At 70.4% G+C, this 16291-nt stretch carries 13 protein-coding genes; 10 read left to right on the forward strand and 3 right to left on the reverse strand.

Features of this window, described 5'->3' with window-relative positions:
- The first annotated feature begins 20 nt into the window (after positions 1 to 20).
- The 3 genes from AC1C2W_RS02610 (at position 21) to AC1C2W_RS02620 (ending at position 2529) form a co-directional block, all read left to right on the forward strand.
- A complete protein-coding gene (locus tag AC1C2W_RS02610) occupies positions 21 to 1319 on the forward strand; it encodes a CDP-glycerol glycerophosphotransferase family protein (protein WP_495412295.1) in 1299 nt (432 codons plus the stop codon).
- Positions 1316 to 2011, forward strand: a complete 696-nt coding sequence (locus tag AC1C2W_RS02615) for a phosphocholine cytidylyltransferase family protein (protein ID WP_495387925.1) — start codon at positions 1316 to 1318, stop codon at positions 2009 to 2011. Before AC1C2W_RS02610 ends, AC1C2W_RS02615 begins: the two co-directional genes overlap by 4 nt.
- Positions 2012 to 2235: 224 nt before the next feature.
- Positions 2236 to 2529 (forward strand): GIY-YIG nuclease family protein, encoded by a 294-nt coding sequence (locus AC1C2W_RS02620; RefSeq protein WP_495387924.1) that lies wholly within the window; start codon positions 2236 to 2238, stop codon positions 2527 to 2529.
- 387 nt (positions 2530 to 2916) lie between these two features.
- Here the strand turns inward: AC1C2W_RS02620 and AC1C2W_RS02625 are convergent, their stop codons facing one another.
- Entirely contained in the window at positions 2917 to 4206 is a 1290-nt protein-coding gene (locus AC1C2W_RS02625) for a CDP-glycerol glycerophosphotransferase family protein (protein ID WP_495387923.1), read from the reverse strand.
- A 165-nt stretch (positions 4207 to 4371) separates the two neighbouring features.
- On the opposite strand from AC1C2W_RS02625, the gene AC1C2W_RS02630 reads away from it, so the two are divergent.
- Both AC1C2W_RS02630 and AC1C2W_RS02635 read left to right on the forward strand, forming a co-directional pair.
- Positions 4372 to 5370 carry an ABC transporter permease gene (locus AC1C2W_RS02630; protein WP_495412296.1) on the forward strand — a complete coding sequence of 333 codons (999 nt, stop codon included), beginning with the start codon at positions 4372 to 4374 and terminating at the stop codon, positions 5368 to 5370.
- Complete coding sequence (locus tag AC1C2W_RS02635; protein WP_495412297.1) at positions 5363 to 6319, forward strand: ABC transporter ATP-binding protein; 957 nt, start codon at positions 5363 to 5365, stop codon at positions 6317 to 6319. Before AC1C2W_RS02630 ends, AC1C2W_RS02635 begins: the two co-directional genes overlap by 8 nt.
- Before the next feature lie 118 nt (positions 6320 to 6437).
- On the opposite strand, the gene cysC is transcribed toward AC1C2W_RS02635, so the two are convergent.
- Both cysC and AC1C2W_RS02645 read right to left on the reverse strand, forming a co-directional pair.
- Positions 6438 to 7700, reverse strand: coding sequence for an adenylyl-sulfate kinase (gene cysC, locus AC1C2W_RS02640; protein ID WP_495412298.1), 1263 nt, complete (start codon positions 7698 to 7700; stop codon positions 6438 to 6440).
- Entirely contained in the window at positions 7697 to 8701 is a 1005-nt protein-coding gene (locus tag AC1C2W_RS02645; RefSeq protein WP_495412299.1) for a sulfite exporter TauE/SafE family protein, read from the reverse strand. Before AC1C2W_RS02645 ends, cysC begins: the two co-directional genes overlap by 4 nt.
- A 128-nt stretch (positions 8702 to 8829) precedes the next feature.
- Here AC1C2W_RS02645 and AC1C2W_RS02650 point away from each other — a divergent pair, with 128 nt between their 5' ends.
- The 5 genes from AC1C2W_RS02650 to AC1C2W_RS02670 all read left to right on the forward strand — a co-directional run bounded on the left by AC1C2W_RS02650 (position 8830) and on the right by AC1C2W_RS02670 (position 16213).
- Positions 8830 to 9786 carry an inositol monophosphatase family protein gene (locus tag AC1C2W_RS02650; protein ID WP_495412300.1) on the forward strand — a complete coding sequence of 319 codons (957 nt, stop codon included), beginning with the start codon at positions 8830 to 8832 and terminating at the stop codon, positions 9784 to 9786.
- Complete coding sequence (cysD, locus tag AC1C2W_RS02655; protein ID WP_495387917.1) at positions 9783 to 10685, forward strand: sulfate adenylyltransferase subunit CysD; 903 nt, start codon at positions 9783 to 9785, stop codon at positions 10683 to 10685. The genes AC1C2W_RS02650 and cysD overlap by 4 nt, the downstream gene beginning before the upstream one ends.
- A gap of 4 nt (positions 10686 to 10689) precedes the next feature.
- Positions 10690 to 12006, forward strand: a complete 1317-nt coding sequence (gene cysN, locus AC1C2W_RS02660) for a sulfate adenylyltransferase subunit CysN (protein WP_495412301.1) — start codon at positions 10690 to 10692, stop codon at positions 12004 to 12006.
- A gap of 16 nt (positions 12007 to 12022) precedes the next feature.
- The gene (locus AC1C2W_RS02665) at positions 12023 to 12739 is read left to right on the forward strand and encodes a sulfotransferase family 2 domain-containing protein (RefSeq protein ID WP_495412302.1); all 717 of its coding nucleotides are present in this window, start codon (positions 12023 to 12025) and stop codon (positions 12737 to 12739) included.
- 186 nt (positions 12740 to 12925) lie between these two features.
- The gene (locus tag AC1C2W_RS02670; RefSeq protein WP_495387914.1) at positions 12926 to 16213 is read left to right on the forward strand and encodes a CDP-glycerol glycerophosphotransferase family protein; all 3288 of its coding nucleotides are present in this window, start codon (positions 12926 to 12928) and stop codon (positions 16211 to 16213) included.
- Positions 16214 to 16291 lie beyond the last annotated feature (78 nt).

Consider the following 16291-nt stretch of genomic DNA (forward strand, 5'->3'; position numbering starts at 1 on the left):
ACGACGCTTCAGGAGACCCATTGCCTGCCACACCCCGGGGCGCCACGCTGCGGCGCCGGATCCGCTCCCTGGGGGGCAAGGTGATCCGTCGCCTGGGGCTGCTGCCCGGAGGGATGCCGGACGGCCTGGGCGAGGACGAGGCCCTGCTCGGCACGTCGTGGCCGTACGAGGTGCTCGTCTACTTCGCCGACACCCCCGAGGCGCTGTACCAGATCGAGCAGTGGTACGAGACGTTCCGCGCGCTGCACGCCGAGCACCCCGTCGTCGTCGTGACGCGCGACTCGCGCACCGCCCGGGCGATCCGCCGCGACAGTGGGCTCGACGTGCGCACGGTGGCGCACTACACGACGCTCGACGACGTCCTGGGGCGCTCGTCGACCAAGCTCGCGCTCTACGTCAACCACAACCCCGAGAACTTCACGTGCCTGCGCTTCGGCCAGCTGGTGCACGCCTCGCTGATGCACGGCGACAGCGACAAGCTGGTGACGGTCTCCAACCAGACCAAGGCCTACGACTTCTCGCTCGTCGCGGGTCAGGCCGCCGTCGAGCGCATGGCGAAGTTCAGCACCCTGTACGACGCGCACGCCCGCTGCGTCCCCGTGGGCCGCCCCCAGCTCGACGACCAGCTGCGGCTGCGGGCCCAGACCCCGCGGGGGCCGCTGCCCACGGTCCTGTACGCCCCCACCTGGGAGGGCGGCCAGCCGTCCGCCGAGTACGGGTCGGTGGCCACGCACGGCCTCGCGATCGTGCGCGCCCTCGTCGGGTCCGGCCGCTACCGCGTGCTGTACCGGCCGCACCCGCTGACCGGCGTGCGTGTCGCGGCGTACGGGGAGGCGGACAAGGCGATCCGCGAGTACCTGGCGGCCGCCCCCGCCCCGGCCGAGGGCCCCGCGCACGGCACGGACACCCATGGCGACGTGGCGCCCGCGTTCGCGGCGGCGGACCTGCTGGTCTGTGACGTCTCGGGCGTCGCGATGGACTGGCTCGCCACCGGGGAGCCGATCGTCGTGACGCGGCCCGTCGGCGACGTGGTCATCGCGTCCAGCCCGCTGCTCGAGCTCGCGCCGGCCCTGCCGGTCGCTGGGCTCGGCGAGGTGCTGAAGACGGTGGACCGCGAGCTGACCGACGACCCGACGCGGGAGCAACGGCTCCGGCTGCGGGAGCACTACCTCGGCGACACCACGCCCGGGGCGTCCACGCGGCGGTTCGTCGCCGCGTGCGAGCGCCTCATGGAGATCCGCGACCGCGAGGTCGCGCGGATCGAGGCCTACGGCGCGCCGAGCGCCGCACCGACCGATAACGAGAGAGGAACGCGATGAGCATCCAGACAGTGATCCTGGCAGCGGGCATGGGGACCCGTCTCGGCCGGCCGCACCCCAAGCCGCTGACGGAGCTGCGCGACGGACGCACGATCCTCGCCCAGCAGCTCGGCAACCTGCGGTCGGTGTACGGCCGGGAGGCCGAGGTGCTGATCGTCGTGGGCTTCAAGCTCGAGATGATCCTCGAGGCCGCCCCGGACGTGACCTACGCGTACAACGAGGTCTACGACCAGACGAACACCTCCAAGAGCCTCATGCGCGCCCTGCGCGTCACCGGTGACCGCGGCGTGCTCTGGATGAACGGCGACGTCGTCTTCCACCCGGACGTGCTCCGCCGCGTGCAGCCGCTGATCGACTCGCAGAAGTCGTTCGTCTGCGTCAACACCTCGTCCGTGGGCGACGAGGAGGTCAAGTACACGGTGGACGACGAGGGCGACATCCTCGAGCTGTCGAAGACGGTCGGAGCCGGGGCGCTCGGCGAGGCCGTCGGCATCAACTACGTGGCACCGCAGGACAAGGCGAAGGTGCTGCAGCGCCTCGTCGAGGTGGACGACCAGGCGTACTTCGAGCGCGGCGTCGAGCTCGCCATCGAGCGCGACGGCGTGAAGATCACGCCGGTGGACATCTCCGACCTGTACGCGGTCGAGGTCGACTTCGCGGAGGACCTCGAGCGCGCGAACCGCGAGCTCTGACCGCCCGCTGGTTGAGCTTGTCGAAACCCGACCCGCTGGTTGAGCTTGTCGAAACCCGACCCGGTGGTTGAGCTTGTCGAAACCCAGGGCCTCGACAAGCTCGACCGGCGACATCGGACCTCGTTCGACCCGCAGGGCGGCGGGAACCTGCCCACAGCCACTGTTCGTCAACACATCCGAGACCAAGCGGCCTCGACGTCCGTCGACGCCGCCACGCTGGCGGCATGGCACACATGTACATCCTCGAGTGCGCAGACGGTTCGTACTACGTCGGTAGCACGACGGCGCTCGACCTGCGCATCGCACAGCACCAGTCGGGCGAAGGCGCCGCATACACCCGTCGACGGCGACCTGTGCGCCTCGCCTTTGCGGCAGAGTTCGATCGGATCGACGAGGCTTACGCCTTCGAGAAGCAGGTCCAGGGCTGGTCGCGCGCAAAGCGGCGCGCTCTGATCGACGGCAGGCTGGGTGATCTCGTCGAGCTTTCTCGAAGCGGGGCGGCGCCTCGCTCCGGTTGAGCTTGTCTCGCTCTCGCCGGTCGAGCTAGTCCCGCTCTCGCCGGTCGAGCTAGTCCCGCTCTCGCCGGTCGAGCTTGTCGAGACCACGTCGCCGGGTTTCGACAGGCTCAACCGGCAGGTTCGTCGGTCGAGCTTGTCGAGACCACGTCGCCGGGGTTTCGACAGGCTCAACCAGCAGGTTCGTCGGTCGAGCTTGTCGAGACCACGTCGCCGGGTTTCGACAGGCTCAACCAGCAGGTTCGTCGGTCGAGCTTGTCGAGACCACGTCGCCGGGGTTTCGACAGGCTCAACCAGCAGGACTGGGTTTCGACAGGCTCAACCGGCGGGGTGGGTTTCGACAGGCTCAACCAGCAGGACTGGTTTCGACAAGCTCAACCAGCGGCGGCGTCACTTGTCGTCGTCGGCCGCAGGTTCCGGGCGGCCGGCGAGCATGGTGTCGCGGCGGGCGACGCAGTCCGACAGGAAGTCGAGGAAGCGTCGGCTGCTCTCCCCGCGGGGGAACCCGAAGTAGTGGTCGCGCACGCCCAGCCGGGCGTCGTGCCGCGGGTCGACCGCGAGGTTCGCGCCGAGGATCTCGGCTACGTCGGCCACGGTGTCGCCGTCGATGATGTCGACGGCGCTCGCGACGGGCGCCTCGGCGACGATCCGGGCGCGGTCGGTGCGTCGGTCCGTGATCACGATGGGCGCCTCGGGGCGCAGGTACAGGAAGTCGAGGCCGACGGACGAGATATCGGTGACCAGCAGGTCGGTGCCCTCGAAGACGCCCAGGATGTTGGCGTCGAACGGCATCGCGTGCGGCACCCCCGCCTGGGTCGCCGCGGTGAGGAGCCGCACGATCTCCGCGTGGGCGTCGACGACGTGCGGCTCGGTGGCCGTGAGCACGCGCGGGTGGGGCTTGTAGACCAGGCGCACGTCGGGCAGGCCGAGGAGCGCGCGCACGATCGCGACGCCGTACACGTCGATCGACGTGTAGTTGTTGGCGTCGTCCTCGCCGGACCAGGTCGGTGCGTAGAACACGGTGCGCAGGCCCGGGGCGGGGGCCAGCACCGGGGCGACCTCGAGGTCCAGCTGGGGGCGCCCGCACACCACGAGGCGGTCGAGGTCGAAGTTGATCAGGGCGCGCTCGTGCCGCTCGATCGCGGCCTGGCCCGCGACGACCACGTGGTCGTAGGCCTTGGCCTGGTTGGAGACCATCGATATCTTGTCGGACTCGCCGTGGTTGACGTGCACGTGCAGCGCACGCTGGTGGATGAGCGACTGGAAGTTGCGCCAGCCGTTGTTGACGTAGACCACCGTCTTGACGTCGACCTGGTCGTAGATGCGCCGCAACCCGTCGAGCTTGCGCGTGAAGAGCACCGGCAAGGGCGTGATCTGGCGCAGCAGCTCGGTCACCTCCCAGTTGCGGGTGACCAGGGCAAGCGGGTGCCGTTCGGCGACCTGCTCGAGCACGGGCAGCCACTGCTGCAGCTGGTACACCTGGTTCGGGGTGTCCGCGAAGTAGGCCACCACGGGGTACCGGGGCAGCTCGTCGAGCTCCGGAGAGAACTCCGGAGGCTCGCCCACGATGGCGCGCCTCACGAGCTGCTTGGCGCGTGAGCCCGCACCCAGGATGAGCCGTGCGAGGAGCTTGCGCCCGCGGTCCGTGAGCGTGGGGCGAGGGGTGCTGACGTGCGACATCCGTGCCTTCCTGGTGGGGCGGGGTCCGATGGCGCACCGAGTATTCCACGACGTCCGGGGCGGTCCCGGGATGCCTGGGGGCGGATCTGGACCGTCTCTGCGCTGTACTATCAACGGGGCCTGGCAGCCGCTGGCCGTACCTCAGAAGACGGGTATGCAAGTTACGTGACCACCGACACCACCACGGGCGCCTCGTCGGGTGACCGCGGGACGCCGGGAGACGGCCGCGACCCGCTCCGCCCCCCGGAGCCGATCGTGCCGGACACCACCTCGGCGGAGCGCCTGGCCCTTGCGGAGCAGTTCGGACTGCGCCAGATGGGCATCCGTCCTCCGCTGGGCCGGTACATCCGCGACGTCGCCTCACGCTGGGCGTTCATCCGCGTCCTCGGCACGGCGACGGCCTACTCCAAGAATCAGAACAACTACCTGGGTCAGTTGTGGGCCGTCCTCAACCCGATCCTCAACGCGGCCGTCTACATCCTCATCTTCGGCATCCTGCTGGGCACGACCCGCGGGCTGGAGAACGCCGTCGCGTTCATCGTGATCGGCACGTTCCTGTACCGGTTCTTCGAGCAGTCGGTGCACGCCGGGTCACGGTCGATCGCGCAGAAGACCAACCTCATCCGGTCGCTGCACTTCCCGCGCGCGGTGCTGCCCATCGCGCAGGTGGTCTCGCTGCTCACCACGCTGGTGCCCGCGCTGCTCGTGATGTGCGCGATCGTGCTGCTCAGCGGGCTGCTGCCCGCGTACCCGATGGTGCAGGTCACCTGGAGCTGGCTGCTGCTGCCGGCCATCGTGGCGCTGATGTGGATCTTCAACACCGGCATCGCGTTCATCGTCGCCCGCGCAGTGGCCATCACGCCGGACCTGGACAACATTATCGGCTTCGTCCTGCGGCTCGTGATGTACGGCTCCGGCGTGATCTTCCCCGTGACGCACTATGTGTACCGTCTCCCCGAGGCGGTACAGCCCGTCGTCGGGGCGATCCTCGAGTACCAGCCGATCGGCGTCTTCCTCTACGTGGCGCGCTCGATCCTCACCCAGGAGCCGGATATCCCCCCGGACCCGATGATGTGGGTCTGGGCGGCCGGCTGGGCCGTCGTGACCTTCGTCGTCGGCTTCATCATCTTCTGGCGCGGAGAGGAGCGTTACGGTCGTGACTGAGTCCGATCTCCATCTCGACGTCGACCTTGACGAGGACTTCGAACCCGAGGACCTCGAGGGGCCGTCGCCCGTCGCGACCCTCGGCGACCCGGTGCTCGTCGTCGACGACCTGCACATCGTCTACCGCGTGTTCGGCGGCAAGGCGAAGCAGGTGGCCGCGAAGGGCGCCGAGAACGTGCGGCAGGCCGACGCGCCGAAGCGCTCGCTCCTGAGGCGCCTGGTCTCCTCGACGTCCCAGCACGTGGGCGCGGTGAGCGAGGTTCATGCTGTGCGCGGCATCTCGTTCGTCGCCCGGCACGGCGAGTCCATCGGCATCGTCGGCATCAACGGCTCCGGCAAGAGCACCCTGCTGCGTGCCGTCACCGGCCTCATCCCGCCCCACGCCGGCTCCGTGTACGTGGCGGGGGAGCCCGCCCTGCTCGGCGTCAACGCCGCGCTCATGCCGCAGCTCACGGGCGAGAAGAACATCTGGATCGGCGGCCTCGCGTTGGGGCTCACCCCCAAGCAGGTCGAGGAGCGCTTCGACCAGGTGGTGGAGTTCGCCGACATCGGCGACTTCGTCTACATGCCGATGAAGACGTACTCCTCCGGCATGGGGGCCCGGCTGCGGTTCGCGATCTCGTCTGCCGCGACCCCCGACATCCTCATGATCGACGAGGCGCTGGCCACCGGCGACGCGGCCTTCAAGGCCCGTTCCAAGGCCCGCATCGACGAGGTCCGCAAGGACGCCGGCACGATCTTCCTGGTCAGCCACTCGATCAGCACGATCGACGCCATGTGCACCCGCGTGCTGTGGGTGCACCAGGGCCAGCTGGTCATGGACGGCCCCACCGGTGAGGTGCTCGCCGAGTACCGGAAGTTCGTGCGCGCGCACCGCCAGGCGAACTCCTCCGGGCGAGCAGGCGGCGTCGGCCCCCGCGCGCGCCGCAAGAAGAAGCAGCAGGACTGAATCCCCGCCGCTGGTTGAGCCTGTCGAGATCGTTGGTTGAGCCTGTCGAAAACCGGTTTCGACAGGCTCAACCAACAGCGGTTTCGACCGGCTCAACCAACAAGCGGTTTCGACAGGCTCAACCGACGCGGGTGTCCAGCGCGGCGCGTACCTGCGCGACGGCGTCGGCGACGTCGACGTGCGACGTGTCGATCACCAGGTCGGCGTCCGTCGGATCCTCGTAGGGGGACGAGATGCCCGTGAACTCGGGGATCTCGCCGCGGCGAGCCTTGGCGTACAGACCCTTGCGGTCCCGGGCCTCGCACACCTCCAGCGGGGTGCTCACGTGGACCAGCAGGAATGCCCCTGCCGCCTCGGCGAGCGCGCGCACGCGGGCCCTGCCGGACGCGAACGGGGCGATGGGCGCCGCGACGGCCACCCCGCCGTGCGAGGAGACGAGGGCCGCGACGTAGCCGATGCGTTCCACGTTCAGCTCCCGGGACTCCCGGTCGAACCCGAGCCCCTTGGACAGGTGCTGGCGCACCTCGTCGCCGTCCAGCAGGGTCGTGTGCAGACCCTCGTCGTCGAGCTCCGCCGCCAGGGCGCGGGCCACGGTGGACTTCCCGGAGCCGGACAGCCCGGTGAAGAACACGACCGCGCCGGCGCGGCGGGCGGTGCGGGCGGCCCGGAGGACCTCGCGTGCGGAGGCCTCCGGGTAGAGCGCCGCCACCTCGTCCGCCCACAGGGTGCCGAGCCGCTCCACGCGGGCCCGCGAGGCGTCGTCGCGGCGATCCGCCACGACGAACGCACGCCCCGCGCCGTACCGGGCGGCGACGTCGTCCCAGCGCAGGCCCTCGGGGGCGACGGCCGGCCACGGGACGACGACGACGTCCACGGCGGGCGCGGGACCGCCCGTCGGATCGACGCCACTCAGTTCGGCGGCCAGGGACCCGGCCACCCGGACGAGCCCCGGCGCGCCGACAGCGCCGGCGGCGGGTGAGCGGCGGGAGGCCGGCACGAGCAGCAGCACCGACGTGGCGCCGTCGAGCAGGCCCGGCAGCGCGTCCCGCTCCTGCCGGGTGGGCGGCTCCGTCACGACGACGGCGAGAGTTCCGGCAGAGCCGTCCATGGCCCCCCCGCGGCGGACGTCGGCGGCCGCACGCCGCAGCGCCGGGTCCCAGTGCGGCCCGGCCGCGCGGGCGAACGGCTTGACCGCGCGGAGCTCCTCCGGGCCGGCACCGCGGGCCGTCACGGCGAGCGGCGTGTTCTCCGGGTCCGTGAGGGTCACCGGGCCATCCGGCAGGTCGCCCGGCGGGAACCAGGGGGCCCCGCCCGCGAGGGCGAGCTCCAGCAGGTCCAGCTCGTCGGCGGTGAGGACGCGGGTGGTGGCGGGCAGGTTCATGGCTGGTGGGACCGGTCCTTCGCGGTGGGGTCGGAGTCGTTGTCATTGTCAGCCTCGGTGGCGTCGACGGGCGCGGCGACGGCGCCGCGCGGGAGGGGTCTGGGTGGGAGCCGCTTGATGCGCTCGCGCACCACGATCCACAGCAGGTTGCCCAGGACGAGCGCGCCGGCCGCGGCGCCCGCGACGACGCCGAGCGACGCCCCGAGCAGCTTGAGGCCGGACGCGAGGAGCAGGATCGCCAGCGCGCGGCGGATGATCCCGCCCGGCGCGCGGCTCGAGACGTGGGCGCCGAACCAGGCGCCGGGGATCGCCCCGATCAGCAGCGACGTGGTGAGGCCCAGCTCGAAGTCGCCGTAGAGGAGGTGGCCCAGGGACGCCGCCGCCACGAGCGGGACGGCCTGCACGAGGTCCGTGCCCACGAGCTGGGATGCCTTGAGCGCCGGGTACAGCAGGAGCAGCACCACGATGATGATCGACCCGGCGCCCACGGAGGTGAGGCCGACCATGAGGCCGGCCACCGCACCGAGGACCACGGTCGGGACCTTGCGGACCACGATGTCCGGGCTGCTCGGCGCGGCCGGCCCCTCGCCCAGCGCCGTGCGGCGCTGGAGCATGCTGAGCACCGCCCGCACCACGAGCCCGGTGGAGGCGACGAGGAGCGCGACGCCGAGCACCCGCGTCAGCGTCTCGTCGAACGCGTCGCCGAGGGGGAGGTAGCGGATGAGCAGCGCGCCCGAGAACGCCGCGGGGACGGACCCGATGCACAACCACAGCACGAGCTGCAGGTTCACCGTGCGGCGCCGCAGGTGCACGATCGCGCCCGCGGGCTTCATGAACAGGCTCGCGACGACGTCGCTCGACACCGCCGTGAGCGGGTCCACCCGGAAGACGAAGATGAGCATCGGCGTCATCAGCGCACCGCCGCCCATTCCCGTGAGACCGACGACGAACCCGACGGCGAGACCGCCGAGCGCGAGGGGGAGGTCGATCACGATGGGCACCAGTTCTATCGGGATTATCGGAATGATTCCGCGGTACGGAGCCCCCAGGATTCACACCTGGCGGCGATGGTAGCGTCGGCCGCGGCCCGCCATGGCCACTGTCCCAGACCATCCTGCCGAGGTGCCGCATGCCGGAGTCGACCCCGACCTCCCTCGTCCCGTCGCTGCGCGACGCGGACCTGGCGGTCGCGCTCGCCCGCGGCGCCGGTGCCGTCCTGCTCGGCCTGCGGGCCGACGTCGACGCCACCGGCGGCAAGCTCGTCGCCGCGGACCTCAAGGACGCGGGCGACGCCGCGAGCCAGGCCTGGCTCGCCGCCGCCCTCGCGCACGCCCGTCCTCACGACGCCGTGCTGTCGGAGGAGGCCAAGGACGACGCGTCGCGCGTGGACGCCGACCGGGTGTGGATCATCGACCCGCTGGACGGCACGCGCGAGTTCGCCGAGCGCGCCACTTCGCTGGTTGAGCTTGTCGGAACCAAGGACCTGGTCTCGACAGGCTCGACCGACGGGGTTTCGACGGGCTCGACCGCCGGGGTTTCGACAGGCTCGACCAGCGAGGCGTGGCGCGACGACTTCGCGGTGCACGTCGCCCTCTGGGAGCGCGGGTCGGGCCTCACCGCGGGCGCCGTGGGGCTGCCCGCGCGCGGCGTCGTCCTCGACACCCTGTCTCCCGGCGCGGCCCCCGGCACGTCCGACCTCGACGCCGTGCTCGACGGCCGCCGCCCGCTGCGGATCGCCGCCAGCCGCAGCCGTCCGCCGGCCTTCGTGAGCGAGCTCGCCGCGCGCGGCGACGTCGAGCTGGTGCCGATGGGCTCGGCCGGCGTCAAGGTCGCGTCCGTGGTCGACGGCACGGCCGACGCGTACGTGCACGCGGGCGGGCAGTACGAGTGGGACTCGGCGGCGCCCGTCGCCGTGGCGCTCGCCGCCGGCCTCGAGTGCACGCGCCTGGACGGCACGCCCCTCCGGTACAACCGCCAGGACCCCTGGCTCCCAGATCTCTTCGTCTGCCACCCGGCCGTGGCGTCGCACCTGCGTGCGGCGCTGGTGACGGTCGGGGTCGACATCAAGGAAGGTGCCCAGTCGTGACGTCTCACGTCCTGAGCCAGCTCCGCAGCCTCGAAGCGGAGAGCATCCACATCATCCGTGAGGTGGTGGCCGAGATGCAGCGCCCCTGTCTGCTCTTCTCGGGCGGCAAGGACTCGATCGTCATGCTGCACATGGCGGCCAAGGCGTTCGCGCCGGCCCGGATCCCGTTCCCGATCATGCACGTGGACACGGGGCTGAACTTCCCGAGCGTGCTCGAGACCCGCGACCGGTGGGTGGAGCGCCTCGGCATCCAGCTCGTCGTGGCCTCGGTGCAGGACGCTATCGACCGCGGGCTCGTGCAGGAGGAGCCGAACGGATCCCGCAACCGCATCCAGACCCCGGTGCTGCTCGAGGCCGCCGAGAAGAACGGCTTCGACGCGCTCTTCGGCGGCGGGCGGCGCGACGAGGAGAAGGCGCGGGCCAAGGAGCGCGTGTTCTCCTTCCGCGACGACTTCGGCCAGTGGGACCCCAAGAACCAGCGTCCGGAGATCTGGAACCTGTACAACGGTCGCGTCCACCAGGGCGAGTCGATCCGCGTGTTCCCCCTGTCGAACTGGACCGAGCTGGACATCTGGGCCTACATCGAGGCCGAGGACATCGACCTGCCGGACCTGTACTTCGCCGCCGAGCGCAAGGTCGTGGACCGCAAGGGCATGCTGTTCGCGGTCAACGAGTTCACCCCGCTCAAGGACGGCGAGACCGCCGAGGCGCGGTCGGTGCGCTACCGCACCGTCGGGGACGCCAACCTCACCGCGGCCGTGGCCTCGACGGCCTCGACCCGTGCGGAGATCGTCGAGGAGGTCGCCGCCGTGCGCGTCACCGAGCGCGGGGCCACCCGTGGCGACGACAAGGTGAGCGAGGCCGCGATGGAGGACCGCAAGCGAGAGGGCTACTTCTAAAGCTATGAGTATCGAGACGAGTACCGAGACCCATACCCAGACCGCGATCGACACCTCCGCCGACCTGCTGCGCTTCGCGACCGCGGGCTCCGTGGACGACGGCAAGAGCACGCTCATCGGGCGGCTGCTGTTCGACTCCAAGACGATCTTCTCCGACCAGCTCGAGTCGGTGGAGCAGGTCAGCAAGGACCGCGGCAACGACTACACGGACCTGGCGCTGCTCACCGACGGGCTGCGGGCCGAGCGCGAGCAGGGCATCACGATCGACGTCGCGTACCGCTACTTCGCCACGCCGAAGCGCAAGTTCATCATCGCGGACACCCCGGGCCACATCCAGTACACGCGGAACATGGTGACCGGGGCGTCGACGGCCGACGTGGCGCTCATCCTCGTGGACGCGCGCAAGGGCGTCATCGAGCAGAGCCGCCGGCACACGTTCCTGGCCACGCTGCTGGGCGTGCCGCACATCGTGGTGTGCGTCAACAAGATGGACCTCGTCGACTACGCCGAGGAGGTCTTCGAGGGCATCCGGCGCGACTTCACGGACTTCGCCTCGCGCCTGCAGGTCCCCGACCTGACGTTCATCCCGATCTCCGCGCTCGCGGGCGACAACGTGGTGAACCGCAGCGAGAACATGCCCTGGTTCGACGGACGGCCGCTGCTCAGCCACCTCGAGAGCCTGCACGTGGCCAGCGACCGCAACCTGCAGGACGTCCGGTTCCCCGTGCAGTACGTGGTCCGGCCGCAGTCGCACGACGCGCGCGACTACCGGGGGTACGCGGGCACGGTCGCCGGCGGCGTCCTGAAGCCGGGCGACGCCGTGCGCGTGCTGCCGTCGGGCCTCGAGACGACGATCGCGGCGATCGACACCGCGGACGGCCCGGTCGACGAGGCGTACCCGCCGATGGCGGTCACGGTGCGCCTGGCCGACGAGATCGACATCTCGCGCGGCGACATGATCTGCCGCCCGCACAACACCCCCGCGGCGCTGCAGGACATCGACGCGCAGATCTGCTGGATGGACGAGTCCGCGCCGCTGGTGCAGGGCAAGAAGTACGCCATCAAGCACACCACGCGGTGGGCGCGCGCGATGGTCAAGGAGGTCAAGTACCGGGTGGACGTCAACACGTTGCACCGGGACGAGGGCGCCACCGAGATCCGGTTGAACGAGATCGGACGGGTCCGGCTGCGGGTGACGCAGCCCCTGTTCGTCGACCCCTACCGCCAGAACCGCCATACCGGGGCGTTCATCCTGGTAGACGAGGCCACGAACAAGACGGTGGCGGCGGGGATGGTCGGCACCCTCCCGCACGCGTCCTGACGGCGAAGGAGAGCTCATGCCTGTCCTCACCAAGGACGGCCGGAACGTCCTGTTCATCCACGTGCCCAAGACCGGCGGGTCGGCGATGGAGAAGCACTTCCTCGCCGACGGCTGGGGGATGTCGTACCACGACGGCCGGATGCACAAGGGCGACCCGAACCACCTGCGCCGATGTACGCCGCAGCACATGCACGGGCTCCTGCTGTCCGAGACGTTCCGGCTGCGGCGCTTCGACGCGGTCTTCGCCGTGGTGCGCGACCCGGTCGCGCGGCTCCGCTCCGAGTACGTGATGCGGCACAAGCAGGAGCTCTCCACCAGCGCGGACGCGGTCGAGCGATGGGCGCAGGAGCGCTTCGAGCAGTTCGCCTCGAACCCGTACGTCCACGACAACCACATCCGCCCGCAGGTGGAGTTCCTGGTCAAGGGCGCGCGCGTCTATCGGCTCGAGGACGGGCTGGACGCCGCCGTGCAGGATCTCAACGAGCGCTACGAGCTCGGCCTGCCGACCGAGGTCGCGCGCGTACGCACCAGCGAGACGACCCGCGGTATCTCGAGCAAGGACGTCGAGGTGTCCCCGGCGCTCGAGTCGCGCCTCGAGGAGTTCTACCTCAAGGACTTCCGCAAGTTCGGGTACCGGGACGTGCCGCTGCCGGTGCCGCCCAGGAGGAGCCTCCCGGCTCGGGTCCTGTCGCGCGCGTCCCGTGATCTGGCGAGGTTCTCGGAGCGCTTCTGAGTTTGCGGCTCCGTGCCCGACGGGCCGTACACTGTGCGGGCCATCCATGCGTAACCGCACGACGCACTGCTGGGAACGGGCGCGGCACGAGCCGGGCTTGATCGGCGTCGATGCTGAGGAGTTCTCGCAGCAACACCGAAGGGCCGATCACCTTTGACTGCACCCCTGACCTCTCGTGTGCGCGGAGTGCTCCGACGAGTGGCCCCGGAGCCGGTGCGGCGCCGACTCCGCCGCCGCTCGGGCGCCTGGCCCAGGCCGGCGAAACGGAACATCGAGTTCTCCCTGTCGGACGGGTCGCTGCACATCAGCGGGAACTACGTCCGGCCGAACTGGCGGGTGGGCGAGGTGACGGCAGTGCTGCGCGAGAGCGGGGCCACGGTCCGGGCTGCCGCCGACGGCGACTACGACTTCTCCGTCACACTGCCGGTCGACGAGCTGCGGCGCCTGTCCGCGGGCAACGGCGACGTGGCGGACCTCTGGATGCACCTCGTGCCTCGCGACACCCTGGAGGACGGCGACCGGCCGGACCTCTCCGACGTCCCGGGCCCCGTCCGTCTCGGCAACTTCGGCAGAACGGTGCGCCAGGTCGCCGCTGACGGTGGGAGCTCCCGCGTTGCCGACGACCGGGTCGTGGTCACGCAGAAGGGCAACCTGAGCGTCCTGCTCGGTGGCGTCCCAGGCCGCAGGTTCCAGGTGACGGTCGAGGAGCTCCGGTTCGCGGAGAGCGGGGCCGAATTCCAGGTCGATGTCCGGGGCGCGGACCGGCGCGCGCGCGAGGTGCGGATCGTCGCGGTCGCGCGCGAGAGCGGTGTTCGCCATGCGTTCGTGGGCCGACTGGCCGACCGGGCGGATGAGGCGCTCCTCGACCGGGGGCGCTTCGTCCAGCGCGCTTCCGTCGACGTCGACCTGCACGACCTGGCGGGGCGGCTCGACGTTCGTGACGAGACGCTCGACCTCTTCGTCGAGGTCGAGGACGCGGACGGCTGCGTGCAGAGCAGACGGGTCAACAGTGCCGGCCGCCACGGCGCGCTGCGGCCTGGGCAGGCGCCGGGTACCGACGGGATCGTCCAGTTCGTCCCATACGCCACCTTCCGCGGGGCGAATATCTCGATACACGTCGAGCGGATGAGCGCGGACTCGTTCGCGTACCTCCGACGGTGGACCCGCGCCGCCTGGATGCTCCCCCTGGTGCGGCCGTTCCTCGGGATCTGGCTCGTCGGCGAGCTCCCGTACAAGGCGCAGGACAACGGCTACCACTTCTTCCGATGGGTCCGCGAGAACCGTCCCCGCCGGTCCGCCTACTACGTGATCGACGAGCACGCCCCCGACCTGCAGCGCGTCGCCCCGTGGGGGAACGTGGTGCTGCGCAACTCGCGCGAGCACATCCGTGTCGCGTTCCTGGCGAGCCGGCTGATCAGCACGCACCACGCCGAGTACCTGCTGCCCTCGCGGGCGGCCGGGGCAGCGCGGGGCGTGCGAGGCGTGCGGGTGTTCCTGCAGCACGGCGTCATGGGGACCAAGAACATGGTGGCGAACTACGGCAAGCTCGCCCACGGGTTCGCCACCGATCGTTTCCACGTGAGCTCTGACCGGGAGCGGGAGATGATCATCAACGACTTCGGGTTCCGCCCGGGGCAGGTGCGGGTCACGGGCTTGCCCCGGATCGACGCGCTCCTCGCGCCCCTCGAGGCGCCGCCGACCGGCCTCCTGGTCATCCCCACATGGCGGGAGTGGCTGGGCAACCGTGACGAATTCGAGATCAGCGACTATCGCGAGCAGTGGCAGGGCTTCCTGTCGCACCCGCGCCTGAAGGAGGCGATCTCCGAGGGGCTGCCCGTCACGTTCATCTTGCACCCGAACATGCGCCGGTTTGCCGACCTGTTCGACGTGCCCGGGGTCAGGGTCGTCAAGCAGGGCGAGGTCGACGTCCAGACCCTGCTGCGCGAGCACGCATGCCTCGTGACCGACTACTCCTCGGTGGCGTTCGACTTCGCCTTCCAGCGCCGGCCCGTCCTGTACTTCCAGTTCGATCGCCAGCGGTTCATCGGGCCACGCGGATCGCACCTCGACCTGGAGAGCGACCTGCCGGGCCAAATCGTTCGCGACGCGGACTCCCTGGTCGAGGAAGTCGTCCGCGCCGCTGCAGGCGGGTTCGTGATGGCCGACGAGCACTGGGAGCGCGCGTCACGGCTGATACTGCACCACGATCGGTGTAACAACGAGCGGGTCATGGCCTCGATCGCCGCCGCCGGCGGGCCTGCCGTCCAGTGGTGGCGTCTGCTGGACGGCTCAGCCGTCCAGGGGGCCTGGCTGAAGTTCCGCGCCGGTCGCTCCTATCCGCGCGCGATGGCCCTCCTCATGGGCTTGGCCCGGATGCTGCCCCGCCGCGACACCGTCGTCTTCGAGGCGGGCAACGGCCGGCAGTACGCGGACAGCCCGCGCGCCGTCTACGAGGAGCTGGTCCGTCGTGACACCGGCCTGAGGACTGTGTGGTCGACGACCGGGACATTCCGGCCGCCGGACCTCACCACACGCAAGGTGGTCCCGCGCTCTCCCCAGTACTACTGGGAGCTGGGCCGCGCGAAGGCCTGGGTCAACAACCAGAACTTCCCCATCGACGTGCGGCCGTCGCGTCGGACGTTCTACTTGCAGACGTGGCACGGCACGCCGCTGAAGCGGATGCAGTTCGACGCCGTCTCGACCACGGGTCGCAGCGACGGATATCTCGAGCGCGTTGCGCAGATGACGGGATATTGGAGCGCCCTGGTCTCGCCGAGCCCGTTCGCCACGGCCCGGCTCACGAGTGCCTTCCGGTTCGGCGGGCGGGTCGTCGAGACCGGATACCCACGCAACGACGTCCTGGTGTCGGGCGACCGTGACGAGCTGGCGCGCCTGGTCAAGGGACGTCTGGGGCTGGACCCGCAGGTCCGGCTGATCCTGTTCGCGCCGACGTTCCGGGACAACGAGAAGGTCGGCGCGCAGTTCGCTTTCGACCCCCACGTGGACCTTGAGGAGCTGGCAGACCGGCTACCGGTCGGGACCGTGCTGGGGATCCGCAAGCACGGGATCATCCGGCAGGCGGTGCAGATACCGGAGTCGGCACGCGGCCGCATCGTGGACGTCTCCACGTACCCCGACGTGCAGGACCTGCTCGCCGCCTCCGACGCGCTCGTCACCGACTACTCGTCGCTCATGTTCGACTACGCCCTGACGCGGCGTCCGATCGTCTTCTACTGCTACGACATCGAGACATATCGCGACGAGCTGCGCGGGTTCTACCTCGACTTCGAGTCCGAGGCGCCGGGGCCTGTGCTGCGTACCGAAGAGGAGCTGTTCCGGGCGCTCGAGGCGATCGATGCGGTCGAGGCGGAGTACGCCGGCAAGATCGAAGAGTTCGCGCGCACGTACGGACCCTGGGAGGACGGCCGCTCTGCTGCTCGGGTGGTCGACGAGCTGCTGCGGATGGCCTCGTAGACGGGCCGTCCAGGTAGAGTGCGCCGCGCTGTGTCGTCGCGCACCACGGTACGGCTCATACCCAGATCCCCGGTGAAC

The organism is Isoptericola sp. Y581, assembly GCF_059445475.1.